Here is a 20,653-nt window from a genome sequence, read left to right as displayed (position 1 = left end):
CATGGCATCAAGTACCGCGCTGAGTCAGGGGGTTGCCGGCTTGACCGCGCGGTGAAAGCCGATCATGCCGTGGAACACCGTATCCACGGTCACCTCGACGAAGCCCAGTTCGCGCAGCACGATCGACAGTTCTTCGGCGGTGTAGAACAAATCCAGCGCGTCGATGAAATACTGCTTGAACTTGGTCGCCGCGGGGCTGCTGCCGACGATCAGGCTGGTGAAATTGAGGCAGGTCTTGAGATAGGCGTAGTACAGGTTCTTCACGATCGGATTGCGCGGACGCAGCATGTCGGAATGATGGAAGTGGCCGCCGGGCTTGAGCACCCGCAGGATCTCGGTGAACACTTCGCGAACGCGCAGGTGGCGCGAGGCGAACTGCAGGGTGACGACATCGAAATGATTGTCCGGGAAGGGCAGCGTATGCACGTCGCCGATGGTGCTCTTGATCTGGAAGCCCAGCGCCGTGGCATTCTGCTGCCCCACGGTCTGCATCTCCGCGCTGCGGTCCATGGCATGCACGTCCAGCGTCGGTTCGCGTTTGAGCAGGGCAATGCCGATGGCGTTGGTGCCGGCGCAGACATCCAGCACCTTCTGTTGCGGCTTGATGTCCACCGTTTGCATGAAGCGCTTGAGGAAGGTGCTCCACAAGCCGAGCGCGGCGATCTCGTTGGCGCGATCGTAATAGCGCGCGATATCCGCAAATGCATCATTCAGTTCGTTGCTCCAGACGTCGCTGAAACGCTCTTCGCGTACCGCCTCGCGAGAGGCCAGTGGGGGTGGTGCCATTGTTGTTTTCTCCTGCGGTGGGGATTGAATCGCTGCCTGCTGACCTCCGGATTTAGCCCTCCCGGGAGCAGGGTGTCAAGTCGGAAGATTCCTGCGCCCGAACAGAGTCCGCCACCCGAAAAATATTTCACACCTGAAACAAGCACCTGCATGATGCGCCGCGATGCATTACCGTCGATGGTCGGGACCTCGTGTCGGGCTTGCATCTTGAATTATGGCTCGCCCCTCGCCTTGATTCCGAGCCGACGCAACTTTTCCCAGAGGGTCTTGCGCGTAATCCCCAGGGCCTCCGCGGCATGGGTCATGTGTCCGCCGTGCCGCTCCAGTATCAGCGAAAGATAGTCACGTTCGCAGGCCATGAGGTATTCGGCCAGGGATTCGGAGCTGCCCTGTGAAGTTCCGACCTCATCGTCGAGGCTGCCGCCGAAGAACGCCTCGGCGCCGAGCAAGGGTCCATTTGACAGGATGCAGGCGCGCTCCACCGCATGCTTCAGCTCTCGCACGTTACCCGGCCATGCGTAGCTGAGCAGGGCCTGCTCGGTACGCGGATCGATGCGCCGCCGCTCGCCTGAATGCGCGTGGTTGAATTCCTCGACGAAATGTCGAACGAACCAGCGGATGTCCTCCGGCCGCTCCCGCAGTGGCGGAATGCGCAGGTGAATCACATGGATCCGGTAATAGAGGTCTTCGCGAAACTGCCCGGCGTCGACCATGGCGCGCAGGTCGCGGTGAGTGGCGCAGACCAGCCGGAAATCCGCGGTGATGGCTTTCTCGCCCCCGAGGCGAGTCAAGCGCTTGTCCTGCAGGACACGCAGCATCTTGGCCTGCATCGACAGCGGCATCTCTCCGATCTCGTCGAGAAACAGGATGCCCTGATGGGCCTGTTCGAACAACCCGCGCTTGGCCTTGACCGCACCGGTGAAGGCGCCGCGCTCGTAACCGAAGAGTTCGGATTCCATCAGCGACTCGGGAATCGAGGCGCAATTGACGGCGACGAACTCACCCGTCGCGCCGATCGCGTGATGGTGGAACAGCTTCGCCACATGCTCCTTGCCGGCTCCGGATTCGCCGGTAATCAGCAGCGCGGCGGCATGGCGCGCAAGCCGCGGAATCGATTCGGCAATGCGCTTCATGGCCGGCGAAACCCCGAGCGACTGGTCGCCGATATCGCTGACCGCGCCGTATCCCTCGGCCAGGCCGCGAACCTTCTGCACGAGAACGTCGACATCGAAGGGCTTGGTGACGTAGTCCGCCGCACCCGCCTTGAGCAGTTCCACCGCTCTGTCGATGGTGCCGAAGGCCGTCATGAAGAGGAAGGGCGGCAAGCCGGTGAGCGTCTCCTTCAGATCGAGAAACAGGTCGCCGCCATTGCGATCCGGCAGCCTGATGTCGCTTACCACGGCACTGTAACGGTGGGCCGCCAGCGCTTCGGCGCCCGCCGCCGCCGTACGGCACCAATCCACGGCGAAGCCTTCCAGGCGAAACAACTGGACCAGGGATTCACCCATGATCTCGTCATCCTCGATGAGGCAAAGGCGCAGCGCGGATTCAGTTCTCGGCATAAGGTATTTCGACGCGGAAGGTCGTGCAGCCGGGCTCGCTATCCACGGTAAGCCCGCCGCCGAGTTGCTGCACGATCTGATAGACCACCCAAAGCCCGAGACCGTAGCCCTTCTCGCGACCGCTGGCAAAGGGTTCGAAAAGATAGGCCATCTGTTCGTCGGGAATATGTTTGCCGTCGTTGCATACGGAAATCCGCAGCATTCCGTCGCTGGTCGTGAGACCGACCCTGACGCGGCCACCCTCGTCGGCGGCGGCAATGGCATTGAGCAGGAGATTGAGCAGGATCTGACGCATCAGCGTGGCAGGCAGCGAAAGCGGATGCTCGAGCGGGCCTTCCGCGACGATGGTGACCGAACGCGCATGTGCCTCGGCCTCGACCAGGATCAGCAGATCGTCGATATCCGCCGGCTGGAACGGGCGGTCCGTTGGCTTGGTTTCTACCAGCAGCGCGGCAACGGTATTGCGTATCTGCGAAAGCCCCCGCTCCAGCAAGGCCAGTGTCTGGTTCGCCAATGGATCTCCGGCGCCGTGGCGCTGATAGGTCTTGATGGCGGTCAGCATGCCTCCCAGCGGATTGTTGATTTCGTGCGCAATGCCCGCCGACAACCGTCCGACAGCCGCCAGCCGTTCCGTGACCAGCATCTGCTCCTCCAGGTCTTCCTTCTTCTTCAACTCACTCACCATGCGGCCAAAGGCATCACCCAACTGTCCGATCTCGTCGCGACTCCTGGGCAGGTTTGCGAGGCTCGCCATCTCAAGTTGGCCTGGCACATGGCGCATGGCCTCGGCCAGGGCGAGCAGGGGCGCGCCCGTTCGCCGCGCCCAAACCCATGAAATTGGCATGATCAGCACGAGTACCAGCAGGGTAACGAAGGCCGCCTGCCCCACCAAGCCGATGAATCGCGGCAGAAACGAGACTTTTGAATAGCCGAGAATGACATGGCCGAGCGCAACGCCGTCGGCTGTCAGCGGCGACATGACGAAGTAATGGGCGGAATCGGCCGGCTCGATCACCTGCTGCTCGGTGAGTTTGGCTTTCATCATGGCGGCGCGCAATCGACCATAAACACCGCCCTGACTCGCCGGACTGCTGCCGATCGGAAAATCGCGCGGCCGACTGGACACGAATACCCGAAATTCCGCGTCGGTCACCAGCACCACGTCAGCCTGCAATTCGGGAACGATGGCGACCGGGTCACGAGCCGACTGGAGGATTTCGTAGGCGCGCCAGATGTCGTCGTGCAGTACCGGCGCCACCAGCGTGTTGGCCAGCACCCGTGCCAGGCTTTTGGCATGGACCTCGAGATTCTGGCGCATTTCGTCGTACTCGCGCGTTACCAGCGCGGCGGTGACCGCCAGGGCCGTGCCCAGCACGGCCCCCATGACGCGCAGCGGAATCTTCCAGCGCAGCGAAAGATCGGCCAGGACGATCATGCCCGTCGCACCCGCGCCGCCATTCGGGCAATCTCGTCGAACAAGGAAGGCTGCCCGGCGACAAAGCCATCCAGTCGCAACAGGCGCAGCAATTCCGCGCCCTCGGCATCGGCAGGCATCCCCAGCAGGGCGGCGCGAAACTGCTGCAGTTCCTGTTCCGGTATGTCCGGGCGTGCCGCGAACGGCGGGTGGCCGAGGTCCGGCGATCTTTCGATGATTCGCGTGGCGCGTGTAAGCGCAGGATGGGTTTCGGCCAGGGTCTCCCAGACATAACCGTCCACCGCACCGCCATCGGACAGCCCGACGCCGACGGCTTCGACCACCTTGCGGTGGCCCCATGTGAAGAAATTGCGGGAAAAGAACGTCGCCGGATTCTCCCCCAGGGTGGTCAGCCGGTACTGAGGATAGAGGTAACCTGAATTGGAGTCGGGATCAGAATAGGCGAACACCTTGCCACGCAGGTCGGTCAGCGCGTTCGACTTCCGGTCATCGGCCGGTACGATGAGATAGGACTGGTAGTACGGGCGTCCCCGCCAAAGAGGTACGGCCACCAGGCGCAACTCGTGCCGATAACGCACATAGGGATAGCCGCAGATCCAGGCAAAATCGATCTTGCCGCCACGAATCAGGTCCAGCACTTCCCGGTAGCTGCCCCTTTGCACGAACATCACCGGGCGCTTCAGGCGGCGTTCCAGCCACACACGCCAGCGCGTCAGAAAACTCATCTGGTCGTCGAGGAAGACGGGGGTCAGCCCGATGCGCAAGGCGCCGGGCTCTGCCCGCACGGGCAATAGCGGTATCGCGGCAACGACTAGCGCCGACTGAAGGAAGAACCGTCGACGCAGCCTTGCGGAACTGTGATCGCCTGCATTCATGACAACGATGATAAGCGCGAACGCAGCTGTGTGATTTCCAATTTCCACCGCGTTACGTGCGCGTAGCACCTTGCAGCGCAGCATCGAAGCCAAGTGTTACGGCGGCGTAACGCAGGCAAACGGGACTGGAGAACCCGCGTCGTTCAAACCCTTAGCGCCAGCAAGGGATTGCGCGCCGAGCAACACAAATGGCCCGGATGTTGCGTAAAGGAAACGGCAGGCTGGTCCAGCGGACACCGATTTTTGCCCACGGCGACCAGAACAAACATCGGATCGCAGAAATCAGAGGAGGCAAGGCAGATGAGTGAAGAATTGAGGGTCTCTCCCATCGAGACACGCGGCATCGCCGGCAAGAGGCGTTTTGCCATGGTGGTCGATACGCGGCGCTGCATCGGCTGCATGGCCTGCCAGGTTGCGTGCAAGGCCGAATACGACACCCCGCTCGGGGTCAATCGCACCTGGGTTCCCTACAAGGTCGTCGGCAAGTATCCCAACGTCAAACGACAGTTCCTGCCTCGCCTGTGCAACCACTGCGACGACGCGCCCTGCGTGCGTAACTGCCCGGTGGACGCCACCTTCAAGGTCGAGGACGGCGGCTTCATTCTGCAGCGCTACGAGCGCTGCATCGGCTGCCGCTCCTGCATGGCGGCCTGCCCCTACAACGCGCGCTTCATGCTGCCGTCCCATCGCACTTACACGCCGATCACCAACGTGGTCGACAAGTGCACCTTCTGTTTCCACCGCGTATCGCAAAACCTGGTGCCGGCCTGCGTGCAGACCTGCATCGGACGCTCGCGCGTGTTCGGCGACATCAACGATCCGAACAGCGAGGTGTCGTATCTGGTGGCGAACAACCCGACCCAGGTGCTGCGCCCGGAAGAAGGCACCAAGCCGCACGTCTTCTACATCGGCGCCGATCGCAACGCGACCGAGTTCGGCCGCGATGCCTACCACAAGCCCGAAGTGATGGAACCCGAGCGTTCCGCCTTCAAGCGCAATTTCAAGATCTGAGAGGGACATCATGGGTGAATACGTCTGGTTTCACGATGTGTCATGGCACGCGAGCTATGCCGTCTATTTTTTCATTATCGGCATTCTCGCCGGCCTGTCGTTCATGTCCTACGGCTCCTGGATCACGCCGGCGCTGAGACCGCTGCGTGAAAAAGCGGCTTACGGTTCGATGGTGTTGCTGGCGCTGGGCGGCATGCTGCTGATCGCCGATCTGTCGCAACCGCTGCGCTTCTTCAATGTCCTCAACCCGGCCTACCTCAACTTCACCTCGCCGCTGGCCTGGGGCTCGTTGAACATCGTCGCCTTCGGCGTTTGCTCGGTGTTGTACATCCTTGAGCTGCGCAAGGCGGAAGACAGCGCGCGCGGCAAGATGCTGGCGCTGGTCACCGCGCTGCTGGCGCTGGGCCTGCCGGTCTACACCGGCTACGACCTTTCGGTGCACCAGTCGCGGCCGGTGTGGAACACGCCGATCATGCCTGTGCTGTTCGTCGCCCTGGCCGTCGCCTCCGGTTCCGCCGTCGGCGCGCTGCTGACCGGCGGCAATGACGCCGCGCAGAAGGTCTTGCGTGAGTACATGCTGTGGTCGACCGGCGCCGTGGGCGTGATCCTGGTCTCCATTCTCGGCACCACCAACTACGGCGGATCGGCGCAGGAACTGACCTTCATCATCATGACCACCGGCACCATGGGAATGATCTTCATCGGGGTCGGCCTGCTGGCGGGCACCGCGGCTCCCGTAGCGCTTCTACTGGCCGCCCATGTGCGCGAGCAGCAGACCGGTTTGATGCTGTCCGCCGTGCTGATCCTGGTCGGCAGTGCCGCCCTGCGCTATGCCCTGCTGATGGGCCCCCAGCAATTGCAGACCCTGTACTGACAGGTCAGAGGAGATAGAGAACATGGAAATGCCAAAAGTCACGCGTCGCACCTTCCTCAAGGTCAGCGCCACCACCGGTGCTGCCGCTGCTGCCGCCCCCCGTCTGCTCAACGCCATGGAGCACGAACTGGGCGGCAAGGATTTCGGCCCGGTCACCGGCGCCGAACGCAAGGCCATCCCGATCAACTGCCACGTCTGCAACATCCAGGACGGCGCCATCGCCTATGTCGAGAACGACCGCGTGGTCAAGCTCGAAGGCAATCCGGAGCATGTCTCGACGCGCGGCCGGCTCTGCGCCAAGGGCAACGCCGGCATGTGGTACAGCTACGACCCGGATCGCATCCTTTATCCGCTGAAGCGCGTCGGTGCGCGCGGCGAGGGCAAGTGGAAGCGCATCACCTGGGACGAGGCGCTGACCGAACTCGCCGGCAAGCTCGATGCGGCGCTCAAGGAAGACCCCAACACCATCATGCTGAAATACGGCCGCAACCGCTCCGGCGGTGCCGTCGATCGCTTCATGAAGACACTGGGCTCGGCCACCGTGGTCAATCACACCTCGGTCTGCGAATCGTCGAAGAAGATCGGCATGGAACCCACCTGGGGCCCGGACATCGAGACGCCGGACTTCGCCAATGCCAAGTACGTGCTCAATTTCGGCTCCAACATCCTTGAAGCCGCCTACTTCCACAACCCGCTGTCGCAGCGCGTGACGGAAGGCCGCGTCGACAACCACATGAAGATCGTCACCTTCGACGTGCGGCTGTCGAACACCGCCGGCTTCTCCGACGAGTGGGTGCCGGTGCATCCGGGGACCGACGGCGCGGTGGCCCTGGCCATGGGCCATGTGATCCTGCGCGACGACCTGCAGGACAGCGAGTTCATCGAGACCTGGACCAATGTCACGGTGAAGGAACTCAAGGAGCATTACAAGCAATTCACCCCGGAATGGGCGTCGAAGATTTCCGGCGTGCCGGCCGAAACCATCGAGCGCATCGCGACCGAGTTCGCCACCACCAAGCCGGCCACGCTATTCACTTATCGCGGCCCGGCCAAGCACCTCTACGGCTCCTACAACGAGCGCTCCTGCATGATGCTGCCGATCATGACCGGCAACGTCGAGAAAAAGGGCGGCTACTGCCTGCCGCGCGGCATGGGCTGGCCGCAGCCGAGCCCGGAGCCGGGCAAGCCGAAGAAGGATTCCTACCTCGCGCACCCGACCGAATACCCGCTGGCCGGGCACAAGGTCAGTCACCTGGTGCCCTTCTGGATCGCCGACGGCAAGCAGAAGATCAACGTCTACTTCACCTACCAGGACAATCCGGTCTATACCAATCCCGGCGCCATGGCGGTATGGGGAAAATTGTTCAAGGACGAGAAGCTGATTCCCTACCTGGTGTCGATGAGCCCCTTCATGGGCGAGGAGACCGCGCTGGCCGACCTGATCCTGCCCGACTGCCCGTATCTGGAGCGCTGGGAACCGGAATCGATGCCCAATTCGCTATGGCCGTGGTTGGGCATTCGCCAGCCGGTGCACAAGTCGCTGGGCGAATCGCGCGAAAACCGCATCATGATGCGCGACATCATCTGGAAGCTGGATCCCGACGGCAAGCGCGGCATGAAGCAGTTCTGGAACTTCAAGGATGGCGAGGATTACATGCGCCACCACTTCGACAACGTGCCCGGACTCAAGGAAGCCGGCGGCCTCAACTTCCTCAAGAAGCATGGCGTCTGGCCGATCTACGGCAAGCTCAATCCGAAGACCGGCAAGGTGTCGGACAAGACCGGCCGCGAAATCAAGGCCGAGTACGGCCTGTTCAAGAAGGAGTTGTCCGCCGCCGACATGGCCGGCACGGCGACCGACAAGAACGGCGTCATCACCAAGAACGGCAAGGCCATCGGCGTCAAGCGCAACGGCAAGAACTACGTCGGCTTCCCCACCGGCAACCGCATCATCAACGTGCGCGTCGACAAGTGGGCCGAGTATGGCTTCAACCCGATGCCGACCTTCAAGCGCATTCCGTGGCACGAGGCGATGAAGGACGACGAACTGGTGATGGTCACCTTCAAGCTCAACGTGATGAAGCAGTCGCGCACGGCGGCGGTGAAATGGCTGGCCGAGATCGCCCACAGCAACCCGATGTGGATCGGCACCAGCACGGCGGCCAAGCTCGGCATCAAGACCGGTGATCTGGTGCGCGTCGAGTCGAAGGTGGGCCACCTCGTCACCAAGGCCTACGTCACCGAGGGCATCCACCCGAGGACAGTGGCCATCCCGACCGGCTTCGGCCACTGGGAATACGGCCGCCTGGCCACGCTCAAGCTGAAGGACAAGAAGAGCGAAGCCAGCCACGGTGCGGACGATCCGGACCTCAACAACGTCTGGTGGGACGACAAGGGCGTCCATCCCAACAACATCATCCCGGTGGTGGCCGATCCGATCGGCGGCTCGCAGGGCTGGTACGACACCGTGGTCAAGGTGACCAAGGCCGGCCCGAACGACAAATACGGCGATTCGCAAGGGGATTGGGAGAAGCACTACGCGGCCTACAAGGAAACCATGCGCTACGCCTACACCGGCGACCTGCATCGCAAGATGCACCCGGAGATGGCGTCGTGGGCCGGCCCCGGCAGCGTCAAGCACCATGAAGGCGGCGGCCATTGAGCACTCCCTGAGGAGGGATGACCGGCCGGCACTCCTCCCCCTTGCGGCCGGGTAATTGCGGCCCGCCATACCCGGCGGGCCGGCTTTTTTTCCGAGGAATTGACATGCTGAAAAACGTACTGGCTCTGGATGACAGCGAAGAGGAAGTCGGCGCCGGCGAGACGGCGACCGTGCTGGCGTCGCCCGCCGAAACGGCAGCCGACTGGCGCGCCCGCGCCGAAATCTATCGCCTGCTCTCGGGCGTGTTCGTCGAAGAGCCGGGGCGCGAGTTCGTCACGGCGTTGCGCAGCCCGGAGGCGCTGGCACAACTTGCTGAAGCCGGCCTGCGCTTCGATGCTGATTTTCTGGATGCTCCGCAGGACGCGCTGCTCGAAGCGCTGGCCATCGAGTACACCACGCAGTTCGCCTCCTCCGGCGGCTTCCCGCCGGTAGAGTCGGTGCGACTGACCGGCCGCTACAAGCAGCAGCCGAATTTCGACGCCATGCAGACCTACAAGCGCCTCGGCTTCGTACTCCAGCCGGGCCGCTTCGAAGTGTTTGCCGATCAGCTGGGCATTGAATTGATGTTCGTCGCCGAGCTGCTGGAGCGCGGGGCGACTGCGCTGGAGCAAGGCGACGCCGTCACGCATCGCCGCCTGGAAAAGGAAATCAAGCGCTTCTGGAGCCAGCATCTCGGACGCTGGGTGCGCGGCTACAGCCGCCTGATCGAACGCACCGCCGAGCACTCGTTCTACCGTGAAATGGCGCGTTTCCTCGGTGGCTTCGCGGCCGAGGAAATCGAGGCGATGAGCCTGCGCATCGAAGATGCCGACCAGGCGCGGCTGGAGGTGCCCAAGGACGACATCCGCGTCGAATTCAATCCAAACGAACCGGTTTGCAACGGCTGCATGACGGACGCGCTGTCCACCACGCTGTCGGCGCCCGACAATGTGCGGCGCCTGGAGGAAATGCGCAGCCTGGGCGATCTGCGATAGGGCGGCCACCATGATTCTCGACCTCGCCACTCCGAAGGAATTGCCGGCACCGGACCGCGGCGTGCTCTCGCAGCTCGACTGGAGGGATGTCGCGGTAATGTGGAACAGCAACGATCTGGGGGCGCTGCACGACTGGCTCAACGAGCGCTGGTCGCGCCTGATCCGCAACAGCCTGCTCGGCACCAGGGATCCGGAGGCCGAGTTCCTGCAAGGCCTCGCCTTCGCCACGCTGGCGCTATTCTTCACCCAGAACCAGAATCAGGACGGCGCGCTGCTGCTGATCGACGACGCGCAGATGGCGCTGGCGAAGTATCGCCCGCGCTTTCTCGGCGTGAATGTCGAGCCCATTCTCGGCGGCCTTCAGGAACTGCGCCCGCTGCTGGTCGGGCTGGCGCCGGATGCCGACTGCCCGTTGTATCCTTTTGTCTATCCGAAGTTCGAATACACCACCTGAATCGTCATGCAAGCCGGCGTAGCGGAATCCGATGCGATCGAAGCAGTTGCCCCCCAGGAGTCGGCGCTGACGGTACGGCGCTGGGTGGCATTCGAAGGCGGCACCGGGGTCGAAGCCGATGATCTGGTGTTCGACGAGCCGGGCGTCGAAGCCGTCGCCTCGCTGTGCGCCGGCATCGTCCTCCCCCGTGGCGACGAACAGCGCGCCGTCACGCTGCTCACGGCAGGGGCCGATTGCGTATTCGTTGGCGAAGCCGCGCTGATCGACAGCACGGTCATCGATCGGCTGGTCGCTGCCCACGGCGCCGAACGCATCGGCATCTACGCGCCGCTTGGACGGCAAAGCATCAGCTGGTCGTTCGAAACGGTCTCGAATGCCGACTTCAAGACCGTCACGCCATCCCATTGCGAACCCGCCTGGGAGGTACTGCGCGCCGATGGCACGGGTACCGGCACCCTTGCGTCGTGGTGGCTGGCCGCCCTGCGCGAACTGGGCGCGTCGCACTTCCTGGTGCAGGTCGACATCCGCGACGACACCGACCTCAATCTCTGTGCCGGACTGGTCGAGCAATTTGGCGACAGCTTGTGGATCGGGCCTCTGGCGGACCCGCAGCCGCATCTTGCCGACTGGGTGGATTACGGTCAGTGCCGACAGATCGTTTTGCCCGAGGCCGCCCATGAACAGCGCGACAGCCTGCTCGGGGCCGCAAGGTCAGCCGCATGAGGTCGCGCATCGGCTCGCTGCTTGCTCCCCTGTGCGTCCTGTTCGCCAGCGTGGCGCAGGCGCAGGTCAGCCTCGCCGACAAGACGCAACTGGTCACCGCTTTGGCCGCCAAACCGCCCTGCTGCGTGATCGATGGCCGCGCCGCCGCGAGCCGCACGCGCGAGGTTCTGGACAACGCCTTGCCCTGGCGCACCGACCTGAAGATCAACCCGACGGCCATCGTGGTGGTCATCGCCGACCGCGACCGGGATGCGCTGGGCATTGCCAACGCACTGGGGCGCAAGCATCCGGGCAAACCGATTTTCGCCGTCAAGGGCGGCCTCCCGACCTGGAAGGCCGCGTCGCTGTCCCTGCTCGCCGCCGCCGGCATGGATGCCGCCATGAATGGCCCGGTGAGCTTCGTCATTCCCGCCAATACCTGCGAGCAGGGCAAACCCCTGCAGGAACTGCGGCCGGACAAAAAGAAGTGAGCGTCGGCATCCCGGAATTTCGCCCCTCGCGATGCGTGCGTTACCGCTATCGCTACAGCGAATGCGCGCGCTGTATGGATGCCTGTCCGCACCAGGCGATAAGGCTCTCCGATACCCGCGCGGCGATTGACGCGGACCAATGCCGCAACTGCGCGCTGTGCGTTTCCGCTTGTCGCACGGGCGCCTTTGCGGCGGACAGTTTCAAGCCCATCGACATGCTGCGCCAGGCGATCAAGACCGGGCGCTTCAGCATCGCCTGCGCGCCCTCGGGCCATCCCGCCGACGCGATCGTGCCCTGCCTCGGCGCACTCGATGCCTCGCTGCTGGCCTATATCGAAAAGCGCCGGCTGCCGACCACCTTGTTCGGCGCTTCCCTTTGTACCGATTGCGCGCATGGCACCAAGGGTGCGGCGCAACTGGCGGCGAACCTGGAGTCCGTGGCCGAGTTGCGGGCCGCTGCCGCGCCCGACCCATGGCTGCCGATCGAAGTCGTGGAAGACACCGCCGCGGTGGCCGCGGAAAAGCCGCGCTTCGCTTCCGCTCGCCGTCACCTGTTTCGCCGTCTGCTTGGCCGGGGCGTCGATGAAGTCGCTGCAGTCGTGGAGCAAAAGCCGACGGCCCAGCCCGTGCCCGACAAAGCCATCCGCCCCGGTGCCTATGCGCTGACGGAACAGCGCGAGCTGTTGCAGATCGTCGCCGGACGCAAGGACGGGCAGCCGTTTCAAGTCGCCATCCACGAGGCGCTACCGGCGCTCGACATCACCATCAGCCCCGGCTGCACCGTCTGCGAGGCCTGTTTTCGCGTTTGCCCCACCGGCGCCATCACGATCACCGAAAACCCCGGCGACTGGGCGCTGCTGTTTCAGCGCGATCGTTGCGTCGGTTGCGCGGTCTGCCTGGAAGTCTGCCAACCACGGGTGCTGGATGCCGCCGCGACATTCGATCTCACGCCCGATCAGCCGGCGCGACCGCTGATCCGCCTGGCCAAGCAGCGTTGCAAGCGCTGCGACCGCTTTTTTGTTTCACCGCATCCGGAAGAAACCTGCCGGGTTTGCAGCGACGATCAGGATGCCTTCACCGCCATCTACGGCTAGAACGCAAGGAGAACCGCGCATGGAATGGGAATTCACGCCGCAGCAAGTGGTCAAGGGCGAAATCGGCTACGGTCTTGCCGACTTCCGCAAGGGACTGGCCGAAGAGGTGCGGCAGAACGTCGGCGGCGACACGGACACGTTCACGCGCACCTATCATCTGCTCTACGACCTTTGCTACGCGCTGGCCACCAGCAAGGATCTCGAAACGCACCTCACAGCCTACGCCTACGATCCGCCTACCGTGCAGTTTCTGCGCGAGCTGGCGCCGGTGATGGCCGCCAACGTCGAAATGCTCGGCGCGATTCTGCAACGCCAGATCATGGATCGCGTCGAAGCCGGCATGCCGCTGGAGAATGCCGTGAGCGAGGTGGCTGACTGGCACCGGCAGACCGTGGCGGAACATCCGCCGACCACGCACTGAAACGCATGCGGCGAGACGGAAACCGCCTCACCGCAATCCTCGGGAAAAACTGCTTCAGAAAAGTTTTGTAGGAATAGCCCGCCTCCATCGAGGCCGAAATGCCGCCCTGCACGCGATGGAGGTTTGTATAGCCTAACAGGCTGTTGCCGGCCAGGGCGGCACCCGCGCCGGCAAAGGCAAAAGTGGCAGCGAGTGTGACGAGCAGAGTCTATCGCCCTGGTAAATTGACCTTGCGGTTCTTGACGGTCGTGGATCGACGCATTGCGGTGTTGCAACTAGCGCGAAATGGAATAGAAGGCGATGAGCGCGGCCAACTCCGGGGCATCGAATGGATTGACCCAGCTTGCCGTTCGGTCGCCACGCACACCCAGCAGCAGGCGGGCGGCAAATTCTTCTCGCGGTATCGACTTGATCTGAACGGCGAGATTTTTGGCCGGCAGCAGGCTGTCACCGGCAGGGGCTTCATGACAGCCGGCGCAGGTCGTGCGATGGATCGAAGCGCCGAGGCTGATCATTTCCGGCGTGGGATCGGCCGCCAGCAGCATGCGTGCATCGAACGGGTGACGTTGCTTCAAGGCCGCGAGCGCAGCGGAAAGCGCGCGCCAGTCCCTGCGGGCAAGCGAGTCGCGCATCGCGGCGACGGGTTTGGGATTCTCACTCGCCCGCCGCAACAGCAACGGCAGCGAAGAAAGCGCCCCGTTCAGGCGCTTGACCAGTCCCTCGCGTTCCAGCGGCCCTCCTTCACCGGCCATCAGCCGGCGCACATCGCCAGCCATCACGACGACTTCGGCCGCCAGCCGCCGCTCGTGCTCTCCCGCGGCCTGGACGGCGGCGCAACAAAACGCCGCCGCCAGTCCGGCAAGGAGGGAGCAAATGCGCACCCGGCTTATTTCAGGCTGACCTTTTGTTCCACCGGGCCGGCCTTGACCAGGGTCCATTCAACCATGGAGCCATCGTAGAGCTTGACCTTCTTGTTGCCGACCAGTTCGCTGGAAACGAACCAGCCGATCGAAGCCAGATGGCCAGTGTTGCAGAAGGTGATCTGGTCGCCGCTGGTGGGCACATTGGCGACCTTGAACAGCTTTTCCAGTTCGGACTTGGGTCGGAACATGCCGCCACCGTTCTCGGTGGTCCAGCCCGATGGCAGGTTCCTGGCGCCGGGCAGGGTGCCGTTTTCCGTCGCTTTCGGATTGCGGTTGATGCCGACGTACTGGTCTTCCGGACGGCTATCCACCAGCATCACACCCTTGGCCTTGGAGGCTTTCACGTCGTCGAGGCTGGCGACCATCTCCATGCGCGGATGCGGCGTGAAGGTCTTGGCCGCGACCTTGGCGGCGCCGGTTTCGACCGGGTTGGTCTTGTCCTTGGTCCAGGCCGCCATGCCGCCGTTGAGGATCGACACCTTGTCGTGGCCAAGTACCTTGAAGGTCCAGTAGATGCGCGTGGCCCAGCCCATGTCCAGATAGGCGCCGCCGGGCGCCACCAGCACGACATGGGTGTTGTTGTCGATGCCGAGGCTGCCGATATGGGTGGCGAGCTTGTCGAACCTGGCCGGCAGCATGTCCGGTACCTTGTCGGCACGCTCCTCGCGCCAGCCCGACTTGGCGAAATCCGTGCTCGCCGCGCCGGGAATGTGGCCGCGCAGGAAGTCCGATGTCGGTTGCATGTCCACGACGACGATGCCCGACTTGCCGAGGTTGGCCTTGACCCAGGCCGCGTCGACCAGCGGATCGGCGGCGAAGGCGGTGCCGATGAAACCGAACAGGAACGTCAGTGCCAGCCAGAACGACCGACTGCTATTCATCAATAGGTTCTTCATAGTTCTCTCCTCCATCAGGTTTTGTGGGTTCTGCCGGGTGCTGCGTGCTTCAGGTGCTGACAACCAGATCGGCGGCCAGGATGGCGGCAATGACGCCGTCCCAGTCGCTTTGCTGCAGGTCCGGACGCCGGATATCGACGACGTCGACGCGGTGCGTCGACGTCGTCTGCCGCAGGGCGGCAATCACGGTCTGGGCGTCGGGGAACAGACCGGTATTCAATTGCACAATGTTCATGATCCTCTCACAGGGAAAGCACGATGTCTGCGCTGGTCATCGCCAAGGCCAGGGTCGCGGCATCGAGCATAGGCAGATCATCGGCCATCTCGGCGACAGTGGTTTGCGGCGCGATGCCGGTCAGTTCCAGCAATTCGGCGTTCGCGGCATTTTCCGGAGTCTCGGCGACCGGTCCGGTCATGAACACCAGGCCGACCTGATGGCCGAAGATGGTCAGGCCGGCCGCCACGCGCATCGCCTCCGCGTGATCGCGCCGCGCCAGCACCAGGAGTTTTTTCTCGCTCACTGGACAACCCTCCCCCCGGCCCCCTCGCCAAGCGAGGGGGTGGCGATGGTTCGCCGCTGCGCGGCTCCGTGCGATGACTGGCGCCCCTTCGGGCGGCCGTGCGGGGCGCTCACAGGCTCACCACCTTCCTTGCTTCGCCCATCAGGGCGCTGTTGCTGGTCTGGCTGCCGGCCTCCACCGGACAGGCCAGCCCCGGAAGAAAGCGATGCCAGGATTCCTCGCAGACCACGGCACGCTCGACCTCGACAAGGGCCGCCGCGAGGTCGGTGTCGCGCAGGCCGAGCACGCCTTCATGCGTGAAGAATGCGCCGACGCGGCAACCGGCGCGCCCTGCGGCGAGCAGCAGCGGATACAAAAGCCGCCCGCCCGCCGCCGTGCCGACATGAAACAGGATGTCCATTAGCGCGCGCCTCCTGCTGCCAGGGCCAGGCTTCCGGGATGAACGCGGACGGCAATCCCCCGGCCGGCGCGCAGCCGGGTAAAGCGGGCGATCGCCTGATAGGCATCGTTCGCAATCACCACCCCGCCGGCCGCGGTCGGTTGCGGCCCGGGTTCGCGAGCATCGAGGAGTGCCGGCTTGTCGCGCAGGATGTCGGCGCCCAGCACCCACAAGTCATCGCGCATCGGCGCCGTCCACACCGCGCTGCGCACCATGCCGCGCTCCTGGCCGCCGCCGGCCAGACGGGGCAAAGGCCCGGTGAGGACGCGCACCGATTTCTGTCCGGCGAGGTAGAGCAGACCGGCGACGAAATCGCGCGCGGTCGCATCCTGGCCGACGACCAGCGCGGTTTCGCTGCCATGAAGTCCCGCGGTGCCGAGCAGCCAAAGAATGTCGCGTTCGCTCGGCAGCCGTTGCTGAGGCCCGAGAAATTCCTCGGCCGGCAGGCAGCGTGCGCCGGGAAGGCTGGCGCGCTTGCAATCGGCCAGCGGCCGACTGTCGATCACCGTCTCGCCAGCGCCGACTTTCTGCGTGTAGGCAAAATCGCCCGCCGCCCACGCCGGCGCGACGATCATGGCCAAAACGAGCAAGGCGGCACGCATCTTCAGCAACCGCCGAATCGCTTCGCCGCTGCCGGCGCGCCGCTCGCCGTCACCGGAGCCGGTGGATTGTCGATGTAATAGCCCATCAGGTCGATCACCGTCACCTTGCCGAAGCCGGGCAGATCGAGTTCGGGCAGGGTTTCCGGCGGCGCCGGCCTTTTCGATGCCACGACGGTTTCGCGCGGCAGAGCGGCGAGCGAGAAACCAGCCGCACACACCACTCCGGCAAGCACCAGACTCACGGAACAGAAAATCACGCCGGTGCGATTCAGCATATTGATTCTCCACTCACAGCGAGTCGCTGAAAAAGGCCAGATACATCATGCCGAACGCCAGGCAGAAAAGCAGTCCGTGGAAAACGGTTTGCAGGTCCAGGCCCATCATTTGCCCCCCTTGTAGTGCTGCACCAGGGTTTCCACCGGCACCGGCTGGCCCGTGACCGGATGCACCACGGGCGGCGTGAAATAGGGCACGCCGTCCCTGGTCGCCTTCATGCCCGGCGGCGGCGCGAAGCTCATCCAGAGAAATCCGCCGACGCTGGCAATCGCCGAGAGCGCAACCAGAAAACGCAGGAGCAGTCGTTGCCACATGGCCTCAGTCCTTGCGGATGTAGATATGCCAGCAGTGGGAGGCCTTGACGGTTTCCAGATGCGTGGCATCGAGTTCGTCGCACAAGGGCGGCAGCGCTTCGACCGAGGACGGGTTGTCGGCCAGCACCTCGATGATGTCGCCGACAGCGACCTCGTTGATGGCTTTCTTGGTCATCAACTGCGGGCGCGGGCAGGAGACACCCAGGCAATCAACGCGGCGGGCGATGCCGATTTTCGTGCCATCCGCGAGCACTGCCTCGCCGCCGGAAGCGACTTCTTCGACCTTCTTCTTCGTTCCGAACAGTCCCATTCTTTTCTCCCTTGGTCAGGCTTCGACAGTGGCGACCTTGGCCGCCTTTTTTTTCTGGTGTTCCTTCTGGTGTTTCTCATGCTCGGCGTGCTGGGCCGCCTCACGACGCAGGATGCCGCGATAGAGCAAGGCGAGGAAGGCCGTCTGCACCAGTCCGAAGACGATGGCCGGCACGCCGAGCTTGTCCTGCAGCGTCTGCGCATTGGCGAAGCCCAGTTGCAGCGCGGGCGCGTTGATCTGCCCGGTCATGGTCTGCGGCGCCGGCGGCCACCAGCTTGCCGACCACACCAGCGAGAAGAGGAACATGCCGACGAAGGTGAAGATCAGCGCCCACAGCGCGCCGATGTTGCCCTCGCCGGCCTTGACCCAGGTCGACACCGTGCAGGCCCCGGCCAGCACCATGCCGATGCCGAACAGGAAGAGTCCGGCGAAGGTGTTGAGACCGACGTCGAACTGCAGCGGATGCCCGGCGCCGACGCTCATGAAACCGGTGAAGCCTACGGTCAGGATCATCATCGCCACCAGCATGGCCTTGGTGTTGCGATAGGTCTTGAACATGATCGCGTCGCGCAGCGCGGCGGTATTGCAGAAGCGCGAGCGCTGCATCAGCAGGCCGGCCACCGAGCCGAACAGGAAGGCCACCAGGCATTCGACAACAGGCGTCATACGTCCCCCTCCAGCATCTTCTTGTAAATCATCGAGCCCACCCAGGCGCCGGCGATGATGCCGGACATGGCGAGATAGCCGCCGAGGTTCATCTCCGGCATCAGGCCGAAGAAGGTCGACACGTTGCAGATGTAAGCCAGGCGGATGCCGAAGCCCATCAGCAGCCCGCCGATGGTGATCAGCACCCACTCGGACAAATGGCGTGGCACGCGCCAGTAGAACTCCTTGCTCGCCACCGCGCCGACAAAGGCGCCGAACAGCATGCCGAGGCTGATGTAGATCTTCCAGTAGTCGGCATGGGGCGGAAACACCACGCTCCAGAAGGGGATGCGATCGAGTTCGTCGCCGAGCACGGCCTGGGCCATCAGGCCGGTCATCATGGTCTCGCCACCACCGACGGTCCACGCCCCCATCAGCAGGAACATGAATATGTCGAGTACCGCGATCGCCGCAAGTGCAATGATCGGGTCCAGAGTCTTGCGAAAAAACTCCATGCAGATCCTCCTCCTTTGTGCGTTCGGCCTAGGGGTCAATGACTCGCCGACGCCGCCTTGTTGTGGGAATCATTCTGCGGCAGTCCTCCGCACTGAGGTAGTATTTATTGCCAACATTTTGCCAAAGCGCCGCCACCCGGCCGGAAAATGAAATGACCATCTATCAGGAATCGCAGGGAATTCTCGATCACATGTTCAACGCCTGCACCACGGCGCAGATCAGCGAGTTCATTCCCGAAAAGCGCGGCTTTCGCCTGCACGGTCACAGCACCACCGTCACGCTCGAGCGCGCCTTCTGGAACGTGATCGACGCCATGGCCCAGGAATGCGGCCTGCCCGTGCCGCGCCTGATCGAGCAAGTGCTCGACAGTTGCCTGGTCGCCAACGACAAAAATCTGTCGTCCTGCCTGCGCGTGATCTGCCTCAAGTACCTGAACATCTACGCCGGCGCGGAACCGGGCAGCGAGAGCGCGCCAGGGCGAACCGAGCAGCACGGCGGGTAAGACCGTTTTCCGCCACGGACCATTCGACGCAGTCTACGTGCCCAGGCGTGAATGGATTTTGCCGGCCGAGTCGCCAGTTGCGATGAGGCCGTGCGCTCGGCGACATCGGCACAACCAATTCTGCCTGTCCTACCGTTCGTAACCCGAGCAGGGAATGCAGACATGCTTGTCGCCCACCACGCGCAGATAGGCCCGTGCCGTGAGTTCGTGGCAGGCCGCGCAAGGCCCGGTGGGTCTTCTTTTCGACCAGGGTCACTGCCAGCTTGCCCAGCGGCTGCTTGCTCATGTTGCCCTTGCCGAGGGTGCAGCCGGTGGCGAACTGCACGCCGGCGACGCTGGCCCAGCAGCGGTGGCCGTGGAATTCCAGCGCGCGGGTCAGGATCAGTCTGGGATCGCTCATGTCCATGGTGTTCCCCCTGTCAATGCATCACGTCCCAGATCAACTTGGCCGCCACCGCCAGCAGCAGGCCGCCGTAAAACCGTTTGACCCACGCCGGCTTGGCGCGGGTGGCCATGAACCAGGCGCCCGCCTGGGCGCCGGCAATCGCCGCGAAAATCCACCAGACCTTCGCGCCAGTAGCGCAGAAAGGCCGAGCGGAATCGCCACCGTTTTCAAGGGCAATTCGAGCCACTTGAAGATCGGCACGTAGAGCATGGCGCCGCCCAGGCCGAGCATGGAAAACACCAGCGACACGGCGAACACCAGCGCGGTGGCGATCAGATGGGTCGAGCCCAGGCTGTCCATGCGCGCTCGCCACTCGAAAATCAGAACTTGTAGAAGTCCCGGTTGAGGTAGGCGGTGATGTCATCCACGTCCTGCTCCGACAGGGCCGGTGCATAGTAGTCGCCCCAGCGCACGACGTCCTTGCGCAAGGCAGCGAGGGACTGGATCTTGCGCTTCGGCGAGGTGTAGAGCTCGGTGCCGTGACAATCGAGGCAAACCTTGTGCACCTCCATGCCGCGCACGGGATCGCCCTTTGGTGCGCCGGTGCAGCCGCCCAGCAGAACGGCAGAGGCAAGGACGTACAGAAATTTCCCGGGCGTCCTCATTTTGCCGGCCCCCTGCCCTGTCCCGCGCCAAAACCGGGGCCACGCGGACCGAGCGGTTCGCATTGCCCTTCGCGCCCGGCGGCGCGAGCGCGCTCCTGCATGTCGCGGCGGTGTGCCGTGCGCAGCGCCTCCTTTTCCGCCACCGAGCGCGTCGCCTGCATTTTTGCGCGATAGGCTGCGCGCTCCTCGTGGCTCATCTGGTCGGCACAATAGATCAACTCGCGTTGCACCGGATTGGCGGGGGCGGTCGCCGGCTGGGCGAAAGCCTGCAAACTCATAGCCAGCACTGCGAACGGTAGCAGTCGAATGGGTCTCATG

At 63.7% G+C, this 20,653-nt stretch carries 29 protein-coding genes; 10 read left to right on the top strand and 19 right to left on the bottom strand.

Annotated elements, in window-relative coordinates:
- Positions 1-24: 24 nt before the first annotated feature.
- From SUTH_RS02130 to SUTH_RS02115, 4 genes are all read right to left on the bottom strand, one after another.
- On the bottom strand, positions 25-786 hold the full coding sequence (locus tag SUTH_RS02130) for a class I SAM-dependent methyltransferase (RefSeq protein WP_041096734.1): 762 nt from the start codon (positions 784-786) through the stop codon (positions 25-27).
- 212 nt (positions 787-998) lie between these two features.
- A complete protein-coding gene (locus tag SUTH_RS02125) occupies positions 999-2,348 on the bottom strand; it encodes a sigma-54-dependent transcriptional regulator (RefSeq protein WP_041096732.1) in 1,350 nt (449 codons plus the stop codon).
- Positions 2,335-3,783 carry a sensor histidine kinase gene (locus tag SUTH_RS02120; RefSeq protein WP_041096730.1) on the bottom strand — a complete coding sequence of 483 codons (1,449 nt, stop codon included), beginning with the start codon at positions 3,781-3,783 and terminating at the stop codon, positions 2,335-2,337. Before SUTH_RS02120 ends, SUTH_RS02125 begins: the two co-directional genes overlap by 14 nt.
- Positions 3,780-4,742 (bottom strand): substrate-binding domain-containing protein, encoded by a 963-nt coding sequence (locus SUTH_RS02115; RefSeq protein WP_231851084.1) that lies wholly within the window; start codon positions 4,740-4,742, stop codon positions 3,780-3,782. Before SUTH_RS02115 ends, SUTH_RS02120 begins: the two co-directional genes overlap by 4 nt.
- A gap of 216 nt (positions 4,743-4,958) precedes the next feature.
- On the opposite strand from SUTH_RS02115, the gene SUTH_RS02110 reads away from it, so the two are divergent.
- The 9 genes from SUTH_RS02110 to SUTH_RS02070 all read left to right on the top strand — a co-directional run bounded on the left by SUTH_RS02110 (position 4,959) and on the right by SUTH_RS02070 (position 13,341).
- On the top strand, positions 4,959-5,669 hold the full coding sequence (locus SUTH_RS02110) for a 4Fe-4S dicluster domain-containing protein (protein ID WP_041096726.1): 711 nt from the start codon (positions 4,959-4,961) through the stop codon (positions 5,667-5,669).
- Between the two features lie 10 nt (positions 5,670-5,679).
- Positions 5,680-6,543 (top strand): NrfD/PsrC family molybdoenzyme membrane anchor subunit, encoded by an 864-nt coding sequence (gene nrfD, locus SUTH_RS02105; RefSeq protein WP_041096724.1) that lies wholly within the window; start codon positions 5,680-5,682, stop codon positions 6,541-6,543.
- 22 nt (positions 6,544-6,565) lie between these two features.
- Complete coding sequence (locus tag SUTH_RS02100; RefSeq protein WP_041096722.1) at positions 6,566-9,205, top strand: molybdopterin-dependent oxidoreductase; 2,640 nt, start codon at positions 6,566-6,568, stop codon at positions 9,203-9,205.
- Positions 9,206-9,309: 104 nt separating this feature from the next.
- Positions 9,310-10,179: a TorD/DmsD family molecular chaperone gene (locus SUTH_RS02095; protein ID WP_041096720.1), complete on the top strand. Its 870-nt coding sequence runs from the start codon at positions 9,310-9,312 to the stop codon at positions 10,177-10,179.
- 10 nt (positions 10,180-10,189) lie between these two features.
- A complete protein-coding gene (locus SUTH_RS02090) occupies positions 10,190-10,633 on the top strand; it encodes a hypothetical protein (RefSeq protein ID WP_041096718.1) in 444 nt (147 codons plus the stop codon).
- Between the two features lie 6 nt (positions 10,634-10,639).
- Complete coding sequence (locus tag SUTH_RS02085) at positions 10,640-11,356, top strand: hypothetical protein (protein ID WP_041096716.1); 717 nt, start codon at positions 10,640-10,642, stop codon at positions 11,354-11,356.
- On the top strand, positions 11,353-11,826 hold the full coding sequence (locus SUTH_RS02080) for a hypothetical protein (protein ID WP_041096714.1): 474 nt from the start codon (positions 11,353-11,355) through the stop codon (positions 11,824-11,826). Before SUTH_RS02085 ends, SUTH_RS02080 begins: the two co-directional genes overlap by 4 nt.
- Complete coding sequence (locus SUTH_RS02075; protein ID WP_041096712.1) at positions 11,823-12,920, top strand: 4Fe-4S dicluster domain-containing protein; 1,098 nt, start codon at positions 11,823-11,825, stop codon at positions 12,918-12,920. The genes SUTH_RS02080 and SUTH_RS02075 overlap by 4 nt, the downstream gene beginning before the upstream one ends.
- A gap of 19 nt (positions 12,921-12,939) precedes the next feature.
- Positions 12,940-13,341: a hypothetical protein gene (locus SUTH_RS02070; RefSeq protein ID WP_041096710.1), complete on the top strand. Its 402-nt coding sequence runs from the start codon at positions 12,940-12,942 to the stop codon at positions 13,339-13,341.
- 275 nt (positions 13,342-13,616) lie between these two features.
- Here the strand turns inward: SUTH_RS02070 and SUTH_RS02065 are convergent, their stop codons facing one another.
- The 11 genes from SUTH_RS02065 to SUTH_RS02015 all read right to left on the bottom strand — a co-directional run bounded on the left by SUTH_RS02065 (position 13,617) and on the right by SUTH_RS02015 (position 18,821).
- Entirely contained in the window at positions 13,617-14,222 is a 606-nt protein-coding gene (locus tag SUTH_RS02065) for a c-type cytochrome (RefSeq protein ID WP_041096709.1), read from the bottom strand.
- Positions 14,223-14,227: 5 nt separating this feature from the next.
- Positions 14,228-15,160 (bottom strand): sulfurtransferase, encoded by a 933-nt coding sequence (locus tag SUTH_RS02060; protein ID WP_041096707.1) that lies wholly within the window; start codon positions 15,158-15,160, stop codon positions 14,228-14,230.
- Positions 15,161-15,209: 49 nt separating this feature from the next.
- A complete protein-coding gene (locus SUTH_RS02055; protein WP_041096705.1) occupies positions 15,210-15,395 on the bottom strand; it encodes a hypothetical protein in 186 nt (61 codons plus the stop codon).
- Positions 15,396-15,402: 7 nt separating this feature from the next.
- The gene (locus SUTH_RS02050) at positions 15,403-15,681 is read right to left on the bottom strand and encodes a hypothetical protein (protein WP_041096702.1); all 279 of its coding nucleotides are present in this window, start codon (positions 15,679-15,681) and stop codon (positions 15,403-15,405) included.
- 109 nt (positions 15,682-15,790) lie between these two features.
- Positions 15,791-16,081, bottom strand: a complete 291-nt coding sequence (locus SUTH_RS02045; protein WP_041096701.1) for a hypothetical protein — start codon at positions 16,079-16,081, stop codon at positions 15,791-15,793.
- Positions 16,081-16,722, bottom strand: a complete 642-nt coding sequence (locus SUTH_RS02040) for a rhodanese-like domain-containing protein (protein ID WP_148312825.1) — start codon at positions 16,720-16,722, stop codon at positions 16,081-16,083. Before SUTH_RS02040 ends, SUTH_RS02045 begins: the two co-directional genes overlap by 1 nt.
- A 2-nt stretch (positions 16,723-16,724) precedes the next feature.
- The gene (locus tag SUTH_RS02035) at positions 16,725-16,997 is read right to left on the bottom strand and encodes a hypothetical protein (RefSeq protein ID WP_041096697.1); all 273 of its coding nucleotides are present in this window, start codon (positions 16,995-16,997) and stop codon (positions 16,725-16,727) included.
- Positions 16,998-17,102: 105 nt separating this feature from the next.
- Positions 17,103-17,312 (bottom strand): hypothetical protein, encoded by a 210-nt coding sequence (locus SUTH_RS02030; protein WP_041096695.1) that lies wholly within the window; start codon positions 17,310-17,312, stop codon positions 17,103-17,105.
- Between the two features lie 4 nt (positions 17,313-17,316).
- Complete coding sequence (locus SUTH_RS02025; protein WP_052473085.1) at positions 17,317-17,622, bottom strand: sulfurtransferase TusA family protein; 306 nt, start codon at positions 17,620-17,622, stop codon at positions 17,317-17,319.
- Between the two features lie 15 nt (positions 17,623-17,637).
- Positions 17,638-18,288 (bottom strand): YeeE/YedE thiosulfate transporter family protein, encoded by a 651-nt coding sequence (locus SUTH_RS18180; protein WP_052473083.1) that lies wholly within the window; start codon positions 18,286-18,288, stop codon positions 17,638-17,640.
- Entirely contained in the window at positions 18,285-18,821 is a 537-nt protein-coding gene (locus tag SUTH_RS02015) for a YeeE/YedE thiosulfate transporter family protein (RefSeq protein ID WP_269450471.1), read from the bottom strand. Before SUTH_RS02015 ends, SUTH_RS18180 begins: the two co-directional genes overlap by 4 nt.
- A 113-nt stretch (positions 18,822-18,934) precedes the next feature.
- On the opposite strand from SUTH_RS02015, the gene SUTH_RS18175 reads away from it, so the two are divergent.
- Positions 18,935-19,285, top strand: coding sequence for a ribbon-helix-helix domain-containing protein (locus SUTH_RS18175; protein ID WP_052473081.1), 351 nt, complete (start codon positions 18,935-18,937; stop codon positions 19,283-19,285).
- On the opposite strand, the gene SUTH_RS20310 is transcribed toward SUTH_RS18175, so the two are convergent.
- The 4 genes from SUTH_RS20310 to SUTH_RS01995 all read right to left on the bottom strand — a co-directional run bounded on the left by SUTH_RS20310 (position 19,206) and on the right by SUTH_RS01995 (position 20,652).
- Complete coding sequence (locus SUTH_RS20310; protein WP_408054963.1) at positions 19,206-19,685, bottom strand: FmdE family protein; 480 nt, start codon at positions 19,683-19,685, stop codon at positions 19,206-19,208. The genes SUTH_RS18175 and SUTH_RS20310 overlap by 80 nt on opposite strands.
- A 19-nt stretch (positions 19,686-19,704) precedes the next feature.
- A complete protein-coding gene (locus SUTH_RS02005; RefSeq protein ID WP_041096691.1) occupies positions 19,705-19,917 on the bottom strand; it encodes a hypothetical protein in 213 nt (70 codons plus the stop codon).
- Between the two features lie 133 nt (positions 19,918-20,050).
- Entirely contained in the window at positions 20,051-20,335 is a 285-nt protein-coding gene (locus SUTH_RS02000) for a c-type cytochrome (protein ID WP_041096689.1), read from the bottom strand.
- Positions 20,332-20,652 carry a lysozyme inhibitor LprI family protein gene (locus SUTH_RS01995; RefSeq protein ID WP_148312824.1) on the bottom strand — a complete coding sequence of 107 codons (321 nt, stop codon included), beginning with the start codon at positions 20,650-20,652 and terminating at the stop codon, positions 20,332-20,334. Before SUTH_RS01995 ends, SUTH_RS02000 begins: the two co-directional genes overlap by 4 nt.
- Position 20,653: the final 1 nt, after the last annotated feature.

This window comes from Sulfuritalea hydrogenivorans sk43H, from assembly GCF_000828635.1.
Taxonomy (GTDB): domain Bacteria; phylum Pseudomonadota; class Gammaproteobacteria; order Burkholderiales; family Rhodocyclaceae; genus Sulfuritalea; species Sulfuritalea hydrogenivorans.
The sequence above is the reverse complement of the archived record's forward strand: the minus strand, read 5'-3'. Positions and strand labels throughout refer to the sequence as shown.